Origin of the sequence: Pseudomonas sp. IT-P12 (genome assembly GCF_949767465.1) — a bacterium.
GTDB lineage: Bacteria > Pseudomonadota > Gammaproteobacteria > Pseudomonadales > Pseudomonadaceae > Aquipseudomonas.
Genome location: NZ_CATKPY010000024.1, coordinates 126945 through 144133, shown reverse-complemented (window position 1 = coordinate 144133; position 17189 = coordinate 126945). Strand labels below are relative to the sequence as shown.

Here is a 17189-nt window from a genome sequence, read left to right as displayed (position 1 = left end):
GACCCGGTTCATAACCCGTGCTCGGCCAGCAGGTCAGCGATAAAGGCACGCACCGCTTCGCTTTGCGGGTGCCCCACATGCGTGATCATGCTGTGTTGCACCTCATAGCGCAGCGTCGCGGGATGCAGGGCGCGCATGTGTCCGCTCTGCAGCCACGGCCGGGCGTAATGCGCCGGGAGATAACCCAGGTGGGTCCCGGCCAGCACGCCATGGGCCACCGCTTCCATGTGGTGCGCCGTGGCTGACGTGCGGCCAGGCGCGATCGGCAGCACCTGGTCGGCCGGCAGGAAGCCATGGCGGATCCAGTCGCTGGCCATGAGCTGTTCCAGGCTCGGCGATTCGACCTCGAAAAGCGGGTTGGCCCGTCCACAGAAAATGCCGATCTCTTCCGTGTACAACGGCTGGTAGTTCAAGGTCGGCAGAGGACGGCTGAAATAGGAAATGGCCACGTCCAGTTGGCCGTCGATCACCGCCAATTCGAGTTCGGTGGGCGAGTTCACGAAAATGTGCAGGTGCATGTCGTGTTCACGCTGGTAGAAACGCGCGATGGCTGCATCGATCCGGGCCGTCGGCAAGGTCGCGATGTTGTCCGCCAGGCCCAGGTAGAGGTCGCCCACCAGCCGTCCGGCCAGATCCTGAGCCTCATTGCGAAACACATCCAGTGCACCGAACAGGGCCGATGACGCTTTGAGAATCCTCTGGCCCTTCTCGGTCAGGCGAAAACCGCCCTTGCCCCGCTCGCAGATCCGGTAACCCAGGCGTTTTTCCAGGCCGGAAATGTGCGCGCTGATGTTCGACTGGCTCATGTTCAGTTCGGCCTGGGCAGCCGTGAACCCACCGCATTTCACCACCATGGCAAAAATACGCAGCAGCTTTAAATCCATGTCCGTAACGTTTCTGAGCACGGGGCTTCTCGCCAGAGTCAGGCCTGGATGGGGCCGCTTCCCGAGGGAGGGAAGCGACTTCAACCACTGACCTGTGGATAACTTATTCCACCGTTACCGACTTCGCCAGGTTGCGCGGCTGGTCGACGTCCGTGCCCTTGAGCACGGCGACGTAGTACGACAGCAACTGCAGCGGGATGGTGTAGAGGATCGGCGACAGGATGTCGTGGATATGCGGCATGTGCACGACGTGGGTGCCTTCGCCGTTGGTCATGCCGGCCTTCTCGTCGGCGAACACGATCAGTTGGCCGCCACGGGCGCGGACTTCCTGCAGGTTGGACTTCAGCTTTTCCAGCAGTTCGTTGTTCGGCGCGACGGTGACCACCGGCATGTCGTTATCCACAAGCGCGAGCGGGCCGTGTTTCAGTTCACCGGCCGGGTAGGCTTCGGCGTGGATGTAGGAGATTTCCTTGAGCTTGAGCGCCCCTTCCATGGCCACCGGGAATTGCGCGCCACGGCCGAGGAACAGTGTGTGGTTCTTTTCGGCGAACAGTTCGGCGATTTTCTCGACGGTGCTGTCCATGGCCAAGGCTTCACCCAGGCGGGTTGGCAGGCGACGCAGCTCTTCGACCAGTGTGGCCTCGACACCTTTTGCAAGCGTGCCACGAACCTGGCCCAGGGACAGGGTGAGCAACAGCAGACCAACCAGCTGGGTGGTGAACGCCTTGGTCGAGGCGACGCCGATTTCGCGACCAGCCTGGGTCAGCAGCGTCAGGTCGGATTCGCGCACCAGCGAGCTGATACCGACGTTGCAGATGGCCAGGCTGGCGAGGAAGCCCAGTTCCTTGGCGTTACGCAGCGCGGCCAGGGTGTCGGCGGTTTCGCCGGACTGGGAGATGGTCACGAACAGCGTGTCCGGTTGCACCACCACCTTGCGGTAGCGGAATTCGCTGGCGACTTCGACCTGGCACGGGATCCCGGCCAGCTCTTCAAGCCAGTAACGGGCAACCATGCCGGCGTGGTAGCTGGTGCCGCACGCGACGATCTGCACGTTGCGCACTTTGGCGAACAGCTCGGCAGCCTGTGGACCAAACGCCTGGACCAGCACGCCATTCGGGCTCAAGCGGCCCTCGAGGGTGCGCTGCACCACGGCCGGTTGCTCGTGGATTTCCTTGAGCATGAAATGGCGGAACTCGCCCTTGTCGGCCGCTTCGGCACCGTCGCGGTACTGCACGGTTTCGCGCTCGACGGCCTGGCCGGTAATGTCCCAGATCTGCACGCTGTCACGGCGGATGTCGGCGATATCGCCTTCTTCCAGGTACATGAAGCGGTCGGTGACCTGGCGCAGGGCCAATTGGTCGGACGCCAGGAAGTTTTCCCCCAGACCCAGACCGATCACCAACGGGCTGCCGCTACGGGCGGCGACCAGGCGATCCGGTTGAGCAGCGCTGATCACCGCCAGGCCGTAGGCACCGTGCAGCTCTTTGACGGTGGCCTTGAGGGCCACGGTCAGGTCGCCCAGGTCCTTGAGTTTGTGGTTCAGCAGGTGGGCGATCACTTCGGTGTCGGTGTCCGAAGTGAACACGTAGCCCAGGGCTTTGAGTTGTTCGCGCAGGGCTTCGTGGTTTTCGATGATGCCGTTGTGCACCACCGCCAGGTCGCCGGAAAAATGTGGGTGAGCATTACGCTCGCACGGCGCACCGTGGGTGGCCCAACGTGTATGGGCAATGCCCAGGCGCCCTACCAGCGGCTCGGCGTCGAGCGCAGCTTCCAGCTCGCTGACCTTGCCCGGGCGACGCATGCGTTCGAGCCTGGCGTCGTTGGTCAGTACCGCCACACCGGCGCTGTCGTAGCCACGGTATTCCAGGCGCTTGAGGCCTTCGAGCAGGATGGCGGTGATATTACGTTCTGCAACTGCGCCGACAATTCCACACATGCTATTTCTCCTGACTGACAGCCGCGCAAATCAAATTGATGCCGCGGGCCTGAATCTGATCCCGTGCCTCGAGCGGCAGGCGATCATCCGTAATAAGGGTATGGACGCTGCTCCAGGGCAGCTCCAGGTTGGGAATCTTGCGGCCGATCTTATCGGCCTCGACCATCACAATGACTTCGCGGGCGACATCGGCCATGACGCGGCTCAGCCCCAACAGTTCATTGAAGGTGGTGGTGCCACGCACCAGGTCGATGCCGTCGGCACCGATGAACAACTGGTCGAAATCGTAGGAGCGTAGTACCTGCTCGGCGACCTGGCCCTGAAAGGATTCGGAATGGGGATCCCAGGTGCCGCCGGTCATCAACAGCACCGGTTCGTGCTCGAGTTCGCTGAGGGCATTGGCAACGTGCAGGGAATTGGTCATCACCACCAGGCCCGGTTGCTGGCCGAGTTCGGGGATCATCGCGGCGGTGGTGCTGCCACTGTCGATGATGATCCGCGCATGCTCGCGAATCCGCGTGACCGCCGCGCGGGCGATGGCCTGTTTATAAGTGGAGACTGGCTGGCCAATGTCGGCTACCAATTCCTGGGGCATGGTGATTGCCCCGCCGTAACGACGTAGTAACAGCCCGTTGCTTTCGAGGGCGGCCAGATCCTTGCGAATCGTAACTTCCGAGGTTTCGAAACGTTTGGCCAGCGCATCCACACTGACTTCACCCTGTTCGTTGAGCAGGGCAAGGATATTGTGGCGACGTTGGGGTGTATTGCGCTTCGACATGAGCTGGTAAGTTTCGATTCGAAAGATAACGGAAGCAATCAAAACCTATTGGCGAAACTTCGTCAAGCGGGCGGTGATAAAAAGAGCTGTGGATAATTTTCGCCGCCGGCCCCAGCGCTACGGAGGTATGAGCAGTCCCTCACCTGTGGGAGTGGACTGACTCCCACAGGAATATTGATTCAACCGATCTGCAACAGGGTCAACCCCGCGAAGACGTATCCGGCGTTGTGGATAACTTAGCTCTTCTTGACCTTCTCCGGCCGTTTCCAGCCGTCGATGTTCTTCTGGCGAGCACGACCGACCGCCAACTGGGCTTTATCCACATTCTGCGTGATGGTCGATCCGGCTGCGGTGGTCGCGCCGCTGGAGATATCCACAGGCGCCACCAGCGAATTGTTGGAACCGATGAACACGTCTTCACCCATCACGGTTTTCCACTTGTTCACACCGTCATAGTTGCAGGTGATGGTACCCGCACCGATGTTGGTCCGCGCACCGATCTCGGCATCCCCCAGATAACTCAGGTGGCCAGCCTTGGCCCCTTCGCCCAGATGCGCGTTTTTCAGTTCGACAAAGTTACCCACATGCGCGCGCGCTTCCAGCACGGTACCCGGACGCAGGCGGGCGAACGGCCCGGCATCGCTGCTTTCACCGAGCACCGCGCCATCGAGGTGGCTGTTGGCCTTGATCACAACGCCCTTGCGCAGGGTACTGTCCTTGATCACGCAATTCGGGCCGATCACCACATCGTCTTCAATGACCACCTTGCCTTCGAGGATCACGTTGATGTCGATCAGCACATCGCGGCCGACGCTGACTTCACCGCGCACATCGAAGCGTGCCGGATCACGCAGGGTCACCCCTTGCGCCATCAGGCGGCGTGCGGCACGCAGCTGATAATAACGCTCGAGCTCGGCCAGCTGCTTGCGATCGTTGGCGCCCTGCACTTCCATGGCATCGTGGGGTTGCTCGGTAGCCACCACCAGCCCATCGTTGACCGCCATGGCAATCACGTCGGTCAGGTAGTACTCGCCCTGGGCATTGTTATTGGACAGACGGCTCATCCAGCCGCTCATCTGTGCGAAAGGCAGCGCCAGAATGCCGGTGTTGCCTTCGGTGATCGCACGTTCGGCTTCGTTGGCGTCTTTCTGCTCGACGATGGCCGTGACCTTGCCCGCCGCATCGCGAACGATGCGGCCGTAACCGGTCGGGTCGTCCAGTTCCACGGTCAACAAACCCAGCTGTTGCGGCGCGACTTTCTCCAACAGGCGTTGAAGGGTCTCGACTTCGATCAACGGCACATCGCCATAGAGAATCAGCACGGTGTCGGCTTCGATGTACGGCACCGCTTGAGCAACCGCGTGACCCGTACCGAGTTGTTTGTCCTGCAGAACGAAATTCAGGTCATCCGCCGCCAGGCGATCACGCACGGCATCGGCACCATGGCCGATGACCACGTGGATGCGCTGTGGATCAAGTTGCCGCGCACTGTGGATAACATGGCCAAGCATCGAATTGCCGGCAATCGGGTGCAGGACCTTTGGCAGCGCCGAGCGCATACGAGTGCCCTGGCCAGCGGCGAGGATAACGATTTCAAGAGACATGACTGGCTACCAATCCTGGGTGGTCAGCGGCTGCGACCAACGTGATGAAAATCGGAAAAGAAAAAAGGGTAGCCGAGGCTACCCTTTTTAATCAATCGCGCAACAAGTGACAGCCTGTTAGTGGCCGAACTTCTTGCGGATCTGCTGGACGGTGCGCAGCTGGGCTGCGGCCTCGGCCAGACGTGCGGAAGCAGAACCGTAATCGAATTCCGCGCCCCGCTCATGCAGGGCTCTCTCGGCAGCCTTGACGGCTTCCTGAGCGGAGGCTTCGTCCAGGTCGCCAGCACGTTGCACGGTGTCGGCAAGAACCTTGACCATGTTCGGCTGAACCTCGAGGAAACCACCGGAGATGTAATACACCTCCTCTTCCCCGCCCTGCTTGACCAGGCGGATCGGACCTGGCTTGAGATTGGTGATCAGCGGCGCGTGACCCAGGGCGATACCAAGATCACCCAGTGCACCGTGCGCAATCACCATCTCGACCAGACCGGAAAAGATTTCTCCTTCCGCGCTGACGATATCGCAATGGACTGTCATAGCCATCTGATTGCCTCAACCTAAATTAGCGCCCGTTGCCGGGCGCCGGGATTACAGTTTCTTGGCTTTCTCGATCGCTTCTTCGATGCCGCCAACCATGTAGAACGCTTGTTCTGGCAGGTGGTCGTAGTCACCGTTGAGGATGCCTTTGAAGCCAGCAATGGTGTCTTTCAGGGAAACGTATTTACCCGAGGCACCGGTGAAGACTTCAGCCACGAAGAACGGCTGCGACAAGAAACGCTGGATCTTACGAGCGCGGGATACCAACTGCTTGTCGGCTTCCGACAGCTCGTCCATACCCAGGATCGCGATGATGTCCTTCAGTTCCTTGTAGCGCTGCAGCACGTACTGAACGCCGCGAGCGGTTTCGTAGTGCTCGTTGCCGATCACGTTCGGGTCCAGCTGACGCGAAGTCGAGTCCAGTGGGTCTACCGCCGGGTAGATACCCAGGGAAGCGATGTCACGGGACAGAACGACGGTGGCGTCCAAGTGGGCGAAGGTGGTCGCTGGCGACGGGTCAGTCAAGTCGTCCGCAGGTACGTATACGGCCTGGATCGACGTAATCGAACCTTGCTTGGTCGAAGTGATGCGCTCTTGCAGCACGCCCATCTCTTCAGCCAGGGTCGGCTGGTAGCCTACTGCCGAAGGCATACGGCCCAGCAGTGCGGATACTTCAGTACCGGCCAGGGTGTAACGATAGATGTTGTCGACGAACAGCAGAACGTCGTTACCTTCGTCACGGAACTTCTCGGCCATGGTCAGGCCGGTCAGGGCTACGCGCAGACGGTTTCCCGGCGGCTCGTTCATCTGACCGTAAACCAGTGCCACTTTGTCCAGAACGTTGGAGTCCTTCATCTCGTGGTAGAAGTCGTTACCCTCACGAGTACGCTCACCCACACCGGCGAACACGGAATAACCGCTGTGCTCGATGGCGATGTTACGGATCAGTTCCATCATGTTTACGGTTTTGCCTACACCGGCACCACCGAACAGACCGACTTTACCGCCCTTGGCGAACGGGCAAACCAGGTCGATAACCTTGATGCCGGTTTCCAGCAGGTCGTTGCCGCCTGCCTGCTCTGCGAACGACGGCGCAGCGCGGTGGATACCCCAACGCTCTTCGGTGTCGATCGGACCAGCTTCGTCGATCGGGTTGCCCAGTACGTCCATGATCCGGCCCAGGGTCGCTTTACCGACCGGTACGGAGATGGCGGCGCCGGTGTTGCTGACGTCCAGACCGCGCTTTAGGCCTTCGGTGGAGCCCATCGCAATGGTACGAACCACGCCGTCGCCCAGCTGCTGCTGAACTTCCAGAGTGGTTTCGGCGCCTTGAACCTTCAAGGCGTCGTAGATGCTCGGTACGCTGTCGCGTGGGAATTCCACGTCGATAACGGCGCCGATGATTTGAACGATACGTCCGCTACTCATAGCTGGATCCTCTGAATATTTGAACCGTTAAACCGCGGCAGCGCCGCCGACGATTTCCGAGATCTCTTGGGTGATCGCAGCCTGACGCGCCTTGTTGTAGATCAGCTGCAAATCGCTGATCAAATCACCGGCGTTGTCGGTAGCGTTCTTCATCGCGATCATCCGCGCAGCCTGTTCAGCCGCGTTGTTCTCGACCACCGCCTGGTAGACCTGCGACTCCACGTAGCGGACCATCAAGCCGTCAAGCAGCTCTTTGGCGTCCGGTTCGTACAGATAATCCCAGTGGTGCTTGAGTTCCTGATCCGGGGTTGCCACCAGTGGAATCAATTGCTCCACGGTAGGCAGTTGCGTCATGGTGTTGACGAACTTGTTGGACACCACGGACAGGCGATCGATACGGCCGTCCAGATAAGCATCCAGCATCACCTTGACGCTGCCGATCAGGTCATTGATCGACGGCTCTTCACCCAGGTGGCTGATAGCTGCAACGACGTTACCGCCGAAGTTGCGGAAGAAAGCCGCACCCTTGCTACCAACGACACACAGGTCGATCTCGACGCCGTTTTCGCGGTTTACCGCCATGTCCTTGACCAGAGCCTTGAACAGGTTGGTGTTCAAGCCACCACACAGACCACGGTCACTGCTCACCACGACATAACCCACGCGCTTGACTTCACGGTCGATCATGAACGGGTGGCGATATTCCGGGTTAGCGTTGGCCAGATGACCAATAACCTGGCGGATACGCTCCGCATAAGGACGGCTAGCAGCCATGCGCATTTGTGCCTTGCGCATTTTGCTGACCGCCACTTTTTCCATGGCGCTGGTAATTTTTTGCGTGCTTTTGATGCTCGCAATCTTACTGCGAATCTCTTTTGCGCCTGCCATGTAACACCTATCAGGTTAGCAAGCGGGAGCCTTGCGGCTCCCGCTGCGGCTTACCAGGTTTGGGTGGCCTTGAACTTCTCGATACCGGCTTTCAGGCCGCTATCGATTTCGTCATTGAAGTCACCCTTCACGTTGATCTTCGCCATCAAGTCGGCGTGATCGCGGTTGAAGAAAGCAATCAGCGCTTGTTCGAAGCTGCCGACCTTGGTGATTTCGACGTCAGTCAGGTACCCGCGCTCAGCGGCATACAGCGACAGCGACATGTCGGCGATCGACATTGGCGCGTATTGCTTCTGCTTCATCAGCTCGGTAACGCGCTGACCATGCTCAAGTTGCTTACGGGTCGCTTCGTCCAGGTCAGAAGCGAACTGGGCGAATGCCGCCAGTTCACGGTACTGAGCCAGAGCGGTACGGATACCACCGGACAGCTTCTTGATGATCTTGGTCTGAGCGGCACCACCCACACGGGATACCGAAACACCGGCGTTCACTGCAGGGCGGATGCCCGAGTTGAACATGGCCGATTCCAGGAAGATCTGACCGTCGGTGATGGAGATCACGTTGGTCGGAACGAACGCGGAAACGTCGCCAGCCTGGGTTTCGATGATCGGCAGTGCGGTCAGGGAACCGGTTTTGCCGGTCACTGCGCCTTTGGTGAACTTCTCTACGTACTCTTCCGAAACGCGGGAAGCGCGCTCCAGCAGACGGGAGTGGAGATAGAACACGTCGCCTGGGTAGGCTTCACGGCCTGGTGGACGGCGCAGCAGCAGGGAAATCTGGCGGTAAGCCACTGCTTGCTTGGACAGATCGTCATAAACGATCAGCGCGTCTTCACCGCGGTCGCGGAAGAATTCACCCATGGTGCAACCGGAGTACGGTGCCAGGAATTGCAGCGCAGGAGATTCCGAAGCACTGGCAGCCACGATGATCGTGTTGGCCAGAGCGCCGTTTTCTTCCAGCTTGCGAACCACGTTGGCGATGGTCGATTGTTTCTGACCGATGGCTACGTAGACGCAGAAAATGCCGCTGTCTTTCTGGTTGATGATCGCGTCGATCGCCAGAGCGGTTTTACCGATCTGACGGTCACCGATGATCAGCTCACGCTGGCCACGGCCGACAGGAATCATGGCATCGACAGCCTTGTAGCCAGTCTGTACAGGCTGGTCTACCGACTTACGCCAGATCACGCCTGGAGCAACTTTCTCGACCGCGTCGGTCTCGGTGTTGTTCAGCGGACCTTTGCCGTCAACTGGGTTACCCAGTGCGTCGACTACGCGACCCAGCAGTTCCTTACCCACCGGAACTTCCAGGATGCGGCCAGTGCACTTGGCGCTCATGCCTTCGGCCAGACTGGTGTATGCGCCCAGTACAACGGCACCTACGGAGTCTTGCTCCAGGTTGAGGGCCATACCGTAGACGCCGCCCGGAAACTCGATCATCTCGCCGTACATGACGTCGGCCAGACCGTGAATCCGCACGATACCGTCAGATACGCTGACGACAGTGCCTTCGTTACGGGCTTGGGAGGTCACATCGAGCTTGTCGATGCGGCCCTTGATAATTTCACTTATTTCGGAAGGATTGAGTTGCTGCATTGCTCTGCTGCCCCTTCAAACTCAAGATTTCAATGCTTCGGCAAGTTTCGCGATTTTGCCGCGAATCGAGCCATCGATAACCAGGTCGCCGGCGCGGATGACAACACCCCCAATAAGGGCCTTGTCTTCCTCGACTTGCAGGCGCACTTCCCGGTTGAGTCGTGCACTGAGAACCTTGGCGAGTTTGTCTTGCTGTTCTTGGTTCAATGCAAAAGCACTGGTCACTTCAACGTCTACCGACTTCTCTTGTTCGGCCTTGTACAGGTCGAACAGAGCAGAAATCTCCGGCAAAAGCGGGAGACGATCGTTTTCGGCAACGACGTGAATGAAATTCTGTGCCTTCACATCGAACTTGTCGCCACACACGTCAATGAACGTGGCGGCCTTTTCTGCGCTCGTCAGTCGCGGGGCCTTGAGCACGCGCAGCATGGTGTCGTCTTTCGACACCGCTGCTGCCAGGCCGAGCATGGCTGACCAATTGGCCAGTTGCTGGTGGGCCTGAGCGTGCTCGAAGGCCGCCTTAGCGTAAGGTCGGGCCAACGTGGTCAGTTCTGCCATGATCGCCCTCGCTTAGATTTCAGCAGCCAGTTGGTTAACCAGCTCTGCGTGCGCGTTTTGATCGATTGCCTTGCCCAGGATCTTCGAAGCACCGCCAACGGCCAGGCTACCCACTTGGGCGCGCAGCGCGTCTTTGACGCTGTTCAGTTCCTGTTCGATCTCGGCCTGAGCCTGAGCCTTCACACGGTCAGCTTCGACGCGAGCCTGTTCACGGGCTTCGTCGACAATCTGGGTACCGCGTTTCTTGGCTTGCTCGATGATTTCAGCTGCCTGAGCTTTCGCTTCGCGCAGTTGCTGACCCGCTTTCTCTTGGGCCAACTCCAGGTCGCGAGCTGCTCGGCTGGCAGCGTCCAGACCATCAGCGATCTTCTTTTGACGTTCGTGCAGTGCCGCGATGACCGGAGGCCATACGAACTTCATGCAGAACAGTACAAAAATCAGGAACGCAACGGACTGGCCAATCAGGGTCGCATTAATGTTCACGCCAACACCTCGCAGTTACGTTGTCCATCACACCAAATTACCCGGAAGATCCGAGTAATTAGCCAGCGATCTGACCAACGAACGGGTTCGCAAAGGTGAAGAACAGAGCGATACCAACACCGATCATGGTTACGGCGTCGAGCAGACCGGCAACGATGAACATTTTAACTTGCAGCATTGGAACCATTTCTGGCTGACGCGCAGCGCCTTCCAGGAATTTGCCGCCAAGCAGGCCGAAACCAATTGCGGTACCCAGTGCGCCCAGGCCGATCAACAGTGCAACAGCGATAGCGGTTAGACCAACTACAGTTTCCATCTTTCCTCCCGACTTTTACGTCGTATGGTTTAGGTTTTTTTAATTTAAAGCGGTAAAACAAATCGTTTCAGTGGCCCGGGAAGGACCCCCTCCCGTTTGACCGAGAGGGACATCAGACTAGTCGAAACTGGCCTTAATGGTTTTCTTCGTGCGCCATCGACAGGTAGACGATGGTCAGCATCATGAAGATGAACGCCTGCAGGGTGATGATCAGGATGTGGAACACCGCCCACGCCCACTGCAGAACAACGCCCAGGCCACTGAGCCAGAGCAGACCGCTGCCGAACATCACAGCAATCAGAATGAAGACCAGCTCACCGGCATACATGTTGCCGAACAGACGCAGCGCCAGGGAGATCGGCTTGGCGATCAGGGTCACGAATTCCAGCAGGAAGTTCACCGGGATCAGCAGGGCCTGAACGAAGATGTTCTTGCTGCCGAACGGGTGCAGGGTCAGCTCGCCGATGAAGCCGCCGAGGCCCTTGACCTTGATGCTGTAGAAAATGATCAGTGCGAAAACCGAGAACGCCATGCCCAGGGTCGCGTTCGGGTCGGTGGTCGACACGGCGCGGAACGGAATGTGCTGGTCGCCGGAGATCAGGATGGCCAGCTGAGGAATCCAGTCGACCGGTACCAGGTCGACGGCGTTCATCAGGAACACCCAGACGAAGATGGTCAGTGCCAGCGGTGCAATCACCGGGCTACGGCCATGGAAGCTGTCTTTCACGCTGCCATCGACGAATTCGACCAACACTTCAACGAAGTTCTGCAAAGCACCAGGCTGACCGGAAGTCGCTTTCTTTGCCGCCATGCGGAAAAGAAGTACGAAGATCAGACCCAAAGCGACCGACCAGCCGAGGGTATCGACGTGGAAAGCCCAGAAGCCCATTTCCTTGGCTTCTGCTGCGGTGTGGGCAAAGCCCCAGCCGCCGGTAGGGTGCTGACCGAAGGTCAGGTTCTGCAAGTGGTGCTGGATATAGCCCGAAGCGGTTGTTTCTGCCATGGTTGCCTCAAACGCCCTAAGGTCTCGAAAGTCTTGTTCTCATCAGCAGGGGAGCGAACCAGCTGACCGACTGGGTCAGCACGAAGGCACCGAAGACTGCAATCGGCGCCAATGGCTTCACACCTGCAAACACCAGTGCAAACAGCACTGCCGTCAAAATCAGTTTCCCTGCCTCGCCGGCATAAAACGACCGGACGATGGACTGGGCTGCTCGGGCGCCGGAAAACCGAAATGCCCTGTGAGCGAAATAAACATTGGGCAGCAAGGCTATCAGGCCTCCGCACAATCCCGAGTATCCGGCAACGACTCCGCGCCATTGCCAAAGCGCCAACGCGGCGACCAGCAGGACGACAAACTGAGCCATCAACACCGGAAAAACTGCCAGTCGATGGAACGGCAAGCGGTTTGGCGTGCGGCTTTCCATCACTCTTGCTCTCCAGTGGTCGGCTGCCAGAAATCAATAACTTGGCATAATTTGTGCCGCCAAAATGCGCGCAGAGTATAGGGGCGGTTCTGCCCCTATTCAACTGTCAGGTAGTGATTTCCGACTGCACGCTACATGAGGAAATGTTTCAGCGAATGTGTGCGAGCACACCCTGAAGCTCATCGAGGGAGTTGTACCCGATCACCAGCTGTCCTTTCCCCTTCTTTCCGTGCCTGATCTGCACCGCAGAGCCTAGCCGCTCGGCCAGGCGTTGCTCGAGTCGGGCGATATCCGGGTCCGGTTTGGCCGGTTCGGCAGGCTCCTGTTTGCCACTCAGCCACTGGCGTACCAGTGCCTCAGTCTGGCGCACGGTGAGCCCTCGTGCGACAACGTGTCGCGCCCCTTCAACCTGTTGATTTTCCGGCAAGCCGAGCAAAGCACGTGCATGACCCATTTCCAGGTCGCCGTGGGACAGCATGGTTTTGATGACTTCCGGCAACGCGATCAAGCGTAGCAGATTGGCCACGGTCACGCGGGACTTGCCCACGGCTTCGGCCACCTGTTGCTGGGTCAGCTGGAATTCCTGCTGCAAACGCTGCAGGGCGACCGCTTCTTCGATCGGATTGAGGTCTTCGCGCTGGATGTTCTCGATCAGCGCCATGGCGATGGCGGTTTCATCCGGCACATCGCGCACCATGGCCGGAATGGTTTCCTGGCCAGCCTGCTGGCTGGCGCGCCAGCGGCGTTCGCCGGCGATGATTTCGAAGCGTCCGCCGCCGATGGGGCGAACCACGATCGGCTGCATCACGCCCTGGGTCTTGATCGACTGCGCCAGTTCTTCCAGCGCCTGCGGGTCCATGTCCCGGCGCGGCTGGTACTTGCCGCGCTGGATCAGGTCCAGTGGCAGATGCTGAAGCTCGCGCTCATCGGCCTTCACCGCTTGTTCTTCCAGCGAGCTGACAGTCGGACCACTGAGCAATGCATCCAGTCCACGTCCGAGACCTCGTTTCTTGACGGCCATGGGGTTTCCTTAAATTGCCTGGGCAGCGGCGGTGCGTGGATTTTTGCGTTGACGGCGAACCATCTCGCCCGCCAGCGCCAGATAGGCAATGGCGCCCCGCGATGTCTTGTCGTACGCCAGCGCCGGCATGCCATAGCTGGGTGCTTCCGCCAGGCGGATGTTGCGCGGAATGACCGTGTCGTACAGTTGATCGCCGAAGTGTTCCTTCAGCTGGGCAGATACGTCGTTCATCAGGCTCAGGCGCGGGTCATACATGGTCCGCAACAGGCCTTCGACTTTCAGGTCCGGGTTCAGCAACTCGGCGATACGCTTGATGTTATCCACAAGGTCGCTCAAGCCTTCCAGCGCAAAGTATTCGCACTGCATGGGGATGATCACCCCGTCTGCGGCAACCAGCGCGTTCAACGTGAGCATCGACAACGACGGCGGGCAGTCGATCAAAATGTAGTCGTAATTCTCCCGCACGGGCGCCAGGGCACTGCGCAGGCGGCTTTCCTTCATCTGCATTTCCAGCAGGACCACTTCCGCCGCAGTCAGATCGCGGTTGGCCGGCAACAGCTGGTAACCGCCATGTTCCGAGAAATGCATGGCCTGGGTCAGGTCGCATTCGCCGATCAGCAGGTCGTAGACCGAGTTTTCCAAGCCGTGTTTATCCACACCGCTACCCATGGTGGCGTTGCCCTGTGGATCGAGATCGATCAACAGCACCCGGCGCTTGGTGGCGACCAGGGAAGCTGCGAGGTTGATGCAGGTGGTGGTTTTACCCACACCACCTTTCTGGTTCGCTATCGCGAATACCTTAGCCATTCTTGCTTGTGTTCCCAATCATGCCGTGCGGCGCAGTATCAGCAGATGGCGTTGGCCTTGGCAACCGGGTACGGCCAGGGCGTGTTCGCTATCGAGGTGGAAGTCTGCCGGCAATGCTACCAGCTCATCGGCCGGATGAACGCCCTTCATTGCCAGCCAGCGTGTATCGGTATCGCCGAGGTGACGTGTCCAGTTGGTGAAGTTTTCCATGCTGCTGAACGCCCGGGAAATGATCCCGTTGAATGGCTGGGCAGGCTGGAAGGCTTCGACGCGACTGTGGATAACTTGCAGGTTATCCAGCTGGAGTTCGAGTTTGACCTGGGTCAGGAAGCGGGTTTTCTTGCCGTTGCTGTCCAGGCAGGTCACCTGCGACTGCGAAAACAGGATGGCCAACGGAATGCCGGGCATGCCACCACCACTGCCAACGTCCAGCCAGCGGCCGTTCTCGATGAACGACATCACGCTCAAGCTATCGAGCAAATGACGCGAAACCATTTCGTCCGGATCACGCACGGCAGTCAGGTTGTAGGCCTTGTTCCACTTGATCAACAGGGCCAGGTAACCCAGCAGTTGGGTGTGCTGGGTTTGCGTCAATGCGACACCGAGCTGGCGAGCACCTGTGGATAACTCTTCGGCGTGTTGCGAGGTGACCAACGAACTCAAGCGCTTTGCTCCAACTGACGGCCCGCGCCGCGTTTTTTCAAATGAATCATCAACAGCGAAATGGCTGCCGGGGTGACCCCCGGGATACGTGACGCCTGACCCAGGGTTTCCGGGCGGGTTGCACCCAGCTTGCTCTGGATTTCCTTGGAAAGACCGGAAATGCCGGTGTAGTCGATATCCACAGGCAATTTCGTGTCTTCACTGGCGCGCAGACGGGCGATTTCATCCTGTTGACGGTCGATGTAGCCGGCGTACTTGGTCTTGATTTCCACCTGCTCGGCGACCTGTGGATCTTCTGCGCCACCGCCCGTCACTTCGATCAGGCCAGCGTAGTCGATTTCCGGACGGCTCAAGAGGTTGAGCAGGTTGTATTCGTGGGTCAGCGGAGTGCCGAATTTTTCGGCAATGGCGTCGCCTTGTTCGGTGCCCGGGCGAACCCAGGTGCTTTTCAGCCGCTGTTCTTCCTGCTCGATGCTTTCACGTTTCTTGCAGAAAGCTGCCCAGCGCACGTCATCGACCAGGCCCAGTTCGCGACCTTTTTCGGTCAGGCGCAGGTCGGCGTTGTCTTCGCGCAGGATCAGGCGATATTCGGCACGGGACGTGAACATCCGGTACGGCTCTTGGGTCCCGAGAGTAATCAGGTCGTCAACCAGTACGCCGATGTACGCTTCATCGCGGCGCGGGCACCAGGCTTCTTTGCCCTGGGCGCGCAGTGCGGCGTTGGCTCCGGCCAGCAGACCCTGGGCGCCGGCTTCTTCATAACCGGTGGTGCCGTTGATCTGCCCGGCGAAAAACAGACCGCCGATGACTTTGGTTTCGAGGCTGTATTTCAGGTCCCGCGGATCGAAGTAGTCATATTCAATGGCGTAGCCGGGACGAACGATGTGCGCGTTTTCCATGCCGCGGATCGACTGGACGATCTGCAATTGCACGTCGAAGGGCAGCGAGGTGGATATGCCGTTCGGGTACAGCTCGTTGGTCGTCAGGCCTTCCGGTTCGATGAAGACCTGATGGCTTTCCTTGTCGGCAAAGCGGTGGATCTTGTCTTCGATCGACGGGCAGTAACGCGGGCCAATGCCTTCGATCACCCCGGAATACATCGGCGACCGATCAAGGTTGGCCGCAATGATTTCGTGGGTACGGGCATTGGTGTGGGTGATCCAGCAACTGATCTGCCGTGGATGCAGCGCCTTGGAACCCATGAACGACATGACCGGGATCGGCGTGTCGCCGGCTTGCTCGGTCATCACCGAGAAATCCACGGATCGGGCGTCGATACGCGGCGGGGTGCCGGTTTTCAACCGACCGACGCGCAGAGGCAACTCGCGCAGACGATGTGCAAGGGCGATCGACGGTGGATCGCCGGCGCGACCGCCGGAGAAATTCTGCATGCCGATGTGGATAAGTCCACCGAGGAAAGTGCCAGTGGTCAAAACCACTGAGTCCGCGAAAAAGCGCAGGCCCATCTGAGTGACAACACCGCGCACCTGATCCTGCTCGACGATCAGGTCGTCGGCCGCCTGTTGAAATATCCACAGGTTCGGCTGGTTTTCCAGAATCTCGCGAACGGCGGCCTTGTAGAGAACCCGGTCAGCCTGGGCGCGGGTTGCGCGCACGGCAGGGCCCTTACGGCTGTTCAACACGCGGAACTGAATGCCGCCTTTATCGGTAGCCAGGGCCATCGCACCGCCGAGGGCGTCGATCTCCTTGACCAGATGGCTCTTGCCAATGCCACCGATGGCGGGGTTGCAGCTCATGGCACCGAGGGTTTCCACGTTATGCGTCAGCAGCAGGGTTTTCACCCCCATGCGTGCTGAGGCCAGTGCTGCCTCGGTACCGGCATGACCGCCGCCGATGACGATCACTTCAAAACGGGAAGGGAAATCCACCACGCACCTCGTGCCTGCTTAAGTAGGTAATTCAGGAATAGTTTGGGCTCAGGTTTTTGGACCTGGTCGACAAGTATAGGGACTTCGCCTGCTCTAAAGAACCCTTTGCACAAAATTTAACCAGCTGTGGAGAAGTCGGAGTTATAGAAATTAAAAAGAGAGAAATTTATTAAATCTTTGTTTTTATGTTTATTTCTAGTGCCCGACCTTTCTGTGGATAGATCTCTACAGGCCTTTATATTCAATATGTACAGAGATTCAAAACCCTGTGCCCATGTGCCAGGGAGCCCCTTGGATAACCGGTGTAAGCCTGTGGATTAAAGTGGCTGTTATCCACAGAGGCGGTTATGTCCAGGTTTGGAGCGCTGTTATCAA

The 17189-nt window shown here is 58.8% G+C and carries 17 protein-coding genes; all 17 read right to left on the bottom strand.

All coding sequences use genetic code 11. The annotated features are described in order from the left end of the window. Positions 1-8 precede the first annotated feature (8 nt). The 17 genes from ACM6IM_RS21575 to mnmG all read right to left on the bottom strand — a co-directional run bounded on the left by ACM6IM_RS21575 (position 9) and on the right by mnmG (position 16814). Positions 9-905 carry a LysR family transcriptional regulator gene (locus tag ACM6IM_RS21575; RefSeq protein WP_192307225.1) on the bottom strand — a complete coding sequence of 299 codons (897 nt, stop codon included), beginning with the start codon at positions 903-905 and terminating at the stop codon, positions 9-11. Positions 906-987: 82 nt separating this feature from the next. Then, complete coding sequence (glmS, locus tag ACM6IM_RS21570) at positions 988-2820, bottom strand: glutamine--fructose-6-phosphate transaminase (isomerizing) (RefSeq protein WP_192307227.1); 1833 nt, start codon at positions 2818-2820, stop codon at positions 988-990. 1 nt (position 2821) lies between these two features. Then, entirely contained in the window at positions 2822-3598 is a 777-nt protein-coding gene (locus ACM6IM_RS21565) for a DeoR/GlpR family DNA-binding transcription regulator (RefSeq protein WP_192307228.1), read from the bottom strand. A 236-nt stretch (positions 3599-3834) separates the two neighbouring features. Further along, entirely contained in the window at positions 3835-5202 is a 1368-nt protein-coding gene (glmU, locus tag ACM6IM_RS21560; protein ID WP_414866263.1) for a bifunctional UDP-N-acetylglucosamine diphosphorylase/glucosamine-1-phosphate N-acetyltransferase GlmU, read from the bottom strand. A 117-nt stretch (positions 5203-5319) separates the two neighbouring features. After that, a complete protein-coding gene (locus ACM6IM_RS21555) occupies positions 5320-5745 on the bottom strand; it encodes a F0F1 ATP synthase subunit epsilon (RefSeq protein WP_192307230.1) in 426 nt (141 codons plus the stop codon). Positions 5746-5790: 45 nt separating this feature from the next. Next, positions 5791-7167 (bottom strand): F0F1 ATP synthase subunit beta, encoded by a 1377-nt coding sequence (atpD, locus tag ACM6IM_RS21550; protein WP_192307231.1) that lies wholly within the window; start codon positions 7165-7167, stop codon positions 5791-5793. A 27-nt stretch (positions 7168-7194) separates the two neighbouring features. Then, positions 7195-8055 carry a F0F1 ATP synthase subunit gamma gene (gene atpG / locus ACM6IM_RS21545; RefSeq protein WP_192307232.1) on the bottom strand — a complete coding sequence of 287 codons (861 nt, stop codon included), beginning with the start codon at positions 8053-8055 and terminating at the stop codon, positions 7195-7197. A gap of 50 nt (positions 8056-8105) precedes the next feature. Next, on the bottom strand, positions 8106-9650 hold the full coding sequence (gene atpA, locus ACM6IM_RS21540; protein WP_192307233.1) for a F0F1 ATP synthase subunit alpha: 1545 nt from the start codon (positions 9648-9650) through the stop codon (positions 8106-8108). 21 nt (positions 9651-9671) lie between these two features. Continuing rightward, positions 9672-10208, bottom strand: a complete 537-nt coding sequence (locus ACM6IM_RS21535) for a F0F1 ATP synthase subunit delta (protein WP_192307234.1) — start codon at positions 10206-10208, stop codon at positions 9672-9674. 12 nt (positions 10209-10220) lie between these two features. Further along, positions 10221-10691 carry a F0F1 ATP synthase subunit B gene (locus ACM6IM_RS21530; RefSeq protein ID WP_192307235.1) on the bottom strand — a complete coding sequence of 157 codons (471 nt, stop codon included), beginning with the start codon at positions 10689-10691 and terminating at the stop codon, positions 10221-10223. Positions 10692-10749: 58 nt separating this feature from the next. Beyond that, positions 10750-11007 carry a F0F1 ATP synthase subunit C gene (gene atpE / locus ACM6IM_RS21525; protein ID WP_003097235.1) on the bottom strand — a complete coding sequence of 86 codons (258 nt, stop codon included), beginning with the start codon at positions 11005-11007 and terminating at the stop codon, positions 10750-10752. A gap of 133 nt (positions 11008-11140) precedes the next feature. Further along, positions 11141-12010 (bottom strand): F0F1 ATP synthase subunit A, encoded by an 870-nt coding sequence (gene atpB, locus ACM6IM_RS21520; RefSeq protein ID WP_192307236.1) that lies wholly within the window; start codon positions 12008-12010, stop codon positions 11141-11143. A 16-nt stretch (positions 12011-12026) separates the two neighbouring features. Then, the gene (locus ACM6IM_RS21515; protein ID WP_192307237.1) at positions 12027-12434 is read right to left on the bottom strand and encodes a F0F1 ATP synthase subunit I; all 408 of its coding nucleotides are present in this window, start codon (positions 12432-12434) and stop codon (positions 12027-12029) included. A gap of 148 nt (positions 12435-12582) precedes the next feature. Continuing rightward, positions 12583-13455, bottom strand: a complete 873-nt coding sequence (locus ACM6IM_RS21510) for a ParB/RepB/Spo0J family partition protein (protein ID WP_192307238.1) — start codon at positions 13453-13455, stop codon at positions 12583-12585. A gap of 9 nt (positions 13456-13464) precedes the next feature. Further along, entirely contained in the window at positions 13465-14262 is a 798-nt protein-coding gene (locus tag ACM6IM_RS21505; protein WP_192307239.1) for a ParA family protein, read from the bottom strand. 18 nt (positions 14263-14280) lie between these two features. After that, the gene (gene rsmG, locus ACM6IM_RS21500) at positions 14281-14925 is read right to left on the bottom strand and encodes a 16S rRNA (guanine(527)-N(7))-methyltransferase RsmG (RefSeq protein WP_414866262.1); all 645 of its coding nucleotides are present in this window, start codon (positions 14923-14925) and stop codon (positions 14281-14283) included. Next, positions 14922-16814 (bottom strand): tRNA uridine-5-carboxymethylaminomethyl(34) synthesis enzyme MnmG, encoded by a 1893-nt coding sequence (gene mnmG / locus ACM6IM_RS21495; protein ID WP_192307241.1) that lies wholly within the window; start codon positions 16812-16814, stop codon positions 14922-14924. The genes rsmG and mnmG overlap by 4 nt, the downstream gene beginning before the upstream one ends. Between the last annotated feature and the right edge of the window lie 375 nt (positions 16815-17189).

Bases quoted from the DNA above. Each gene is read 5' to 3' on its own strand.
- glmS (WP_192307227.1), bottom strand. From the start codon at position 2,820: ATGTGTGGAATTGTCGGCGCAGTTGCAGAACGTAATATCACCGCCATC.
- ACM6IM_RS21565 (WP_192307228.1), bottom strand. From the start codon at position 3,598: ATGTCGAAGCGCAATACACCCCAACGTCGCCACAATATCCTTGCCCTG.
- glmU (WP_414866263.1), bottom strand. From the start codon at position 5,202: ATGTCTCTTGAAATCGTTATCCTCGCCGCTGGCCAGGGCACTCGTATG.
- ACM6IM_RS21555 (WP_192307230.1), bottom strand. From the start codon at position 5,745: ATGGCTATGACAGTCCATTGCGATATCGTCAGCGCGGAAGGAGAAATC.
- atpD (WP_192307231.1), bottom strand. From the start codon at position 7,167: ATGAGTAGCGGACGTATCGTTCAAATCATCGGCGCCGTTATCGACGTG.
- atpG (WP_192307232.1), bottom strand. From the start codon at position 8,055: ATGGCAGGCGCAAAAGAGATTCGCAGTAAGATTGCGAGCATCAAAAGC.
- atpA (WP_192307233.1), bottom strand. From the start codon at position 9,650: ATGCAGCAACTCAATCCTTCCGAAATAAGTGAAATTATCAAGGGCCGC.
- ACM6IM_RS21535 (WP_192307234.1), bottom strand. From the start codon at position 10,208: ATGGCAGAACTGACCACGTTGGCCCGACCTTACGCTAAGGCGGCCTTC.
- atpE (WP_003097235.1), bottom strand. From the start codon at position 11,007: ATGGAAACTGTAGTTGGTCTAACCGCTATCGCTGTTGCACTGTTGATC.
- atpB (WP_192307236.1), bottom strand. From the start codon at position 12,010: ATGGCAGAAACAACCGCTTCGGGCTATATCCAGCACCACTTGCAGAAC.
- ACM6IM_RS21515 (WP_192307237.1), bottom strand. From the start codon at position 12,434: ATGGAAAGCCGCACGCCAAACCGCTTGCCGTTCCATCGACTGGCAGTT.
- ACM6IM_RS21510 (WP_192307238.1), bottom strand. From the start codon at position 13,455: ATGGCCGTCAAGAAACGAGGTCTCGGACGTGGACTGGATGCATTGCTC.
- ACM6IM_RS21505 (WP_192307239.1), bottom strand. From the start codon at position 14,262: ATGGCTAAGGTATTCGCGATAGCGAACCAGAAAGGTGGTGTGGGTAAA.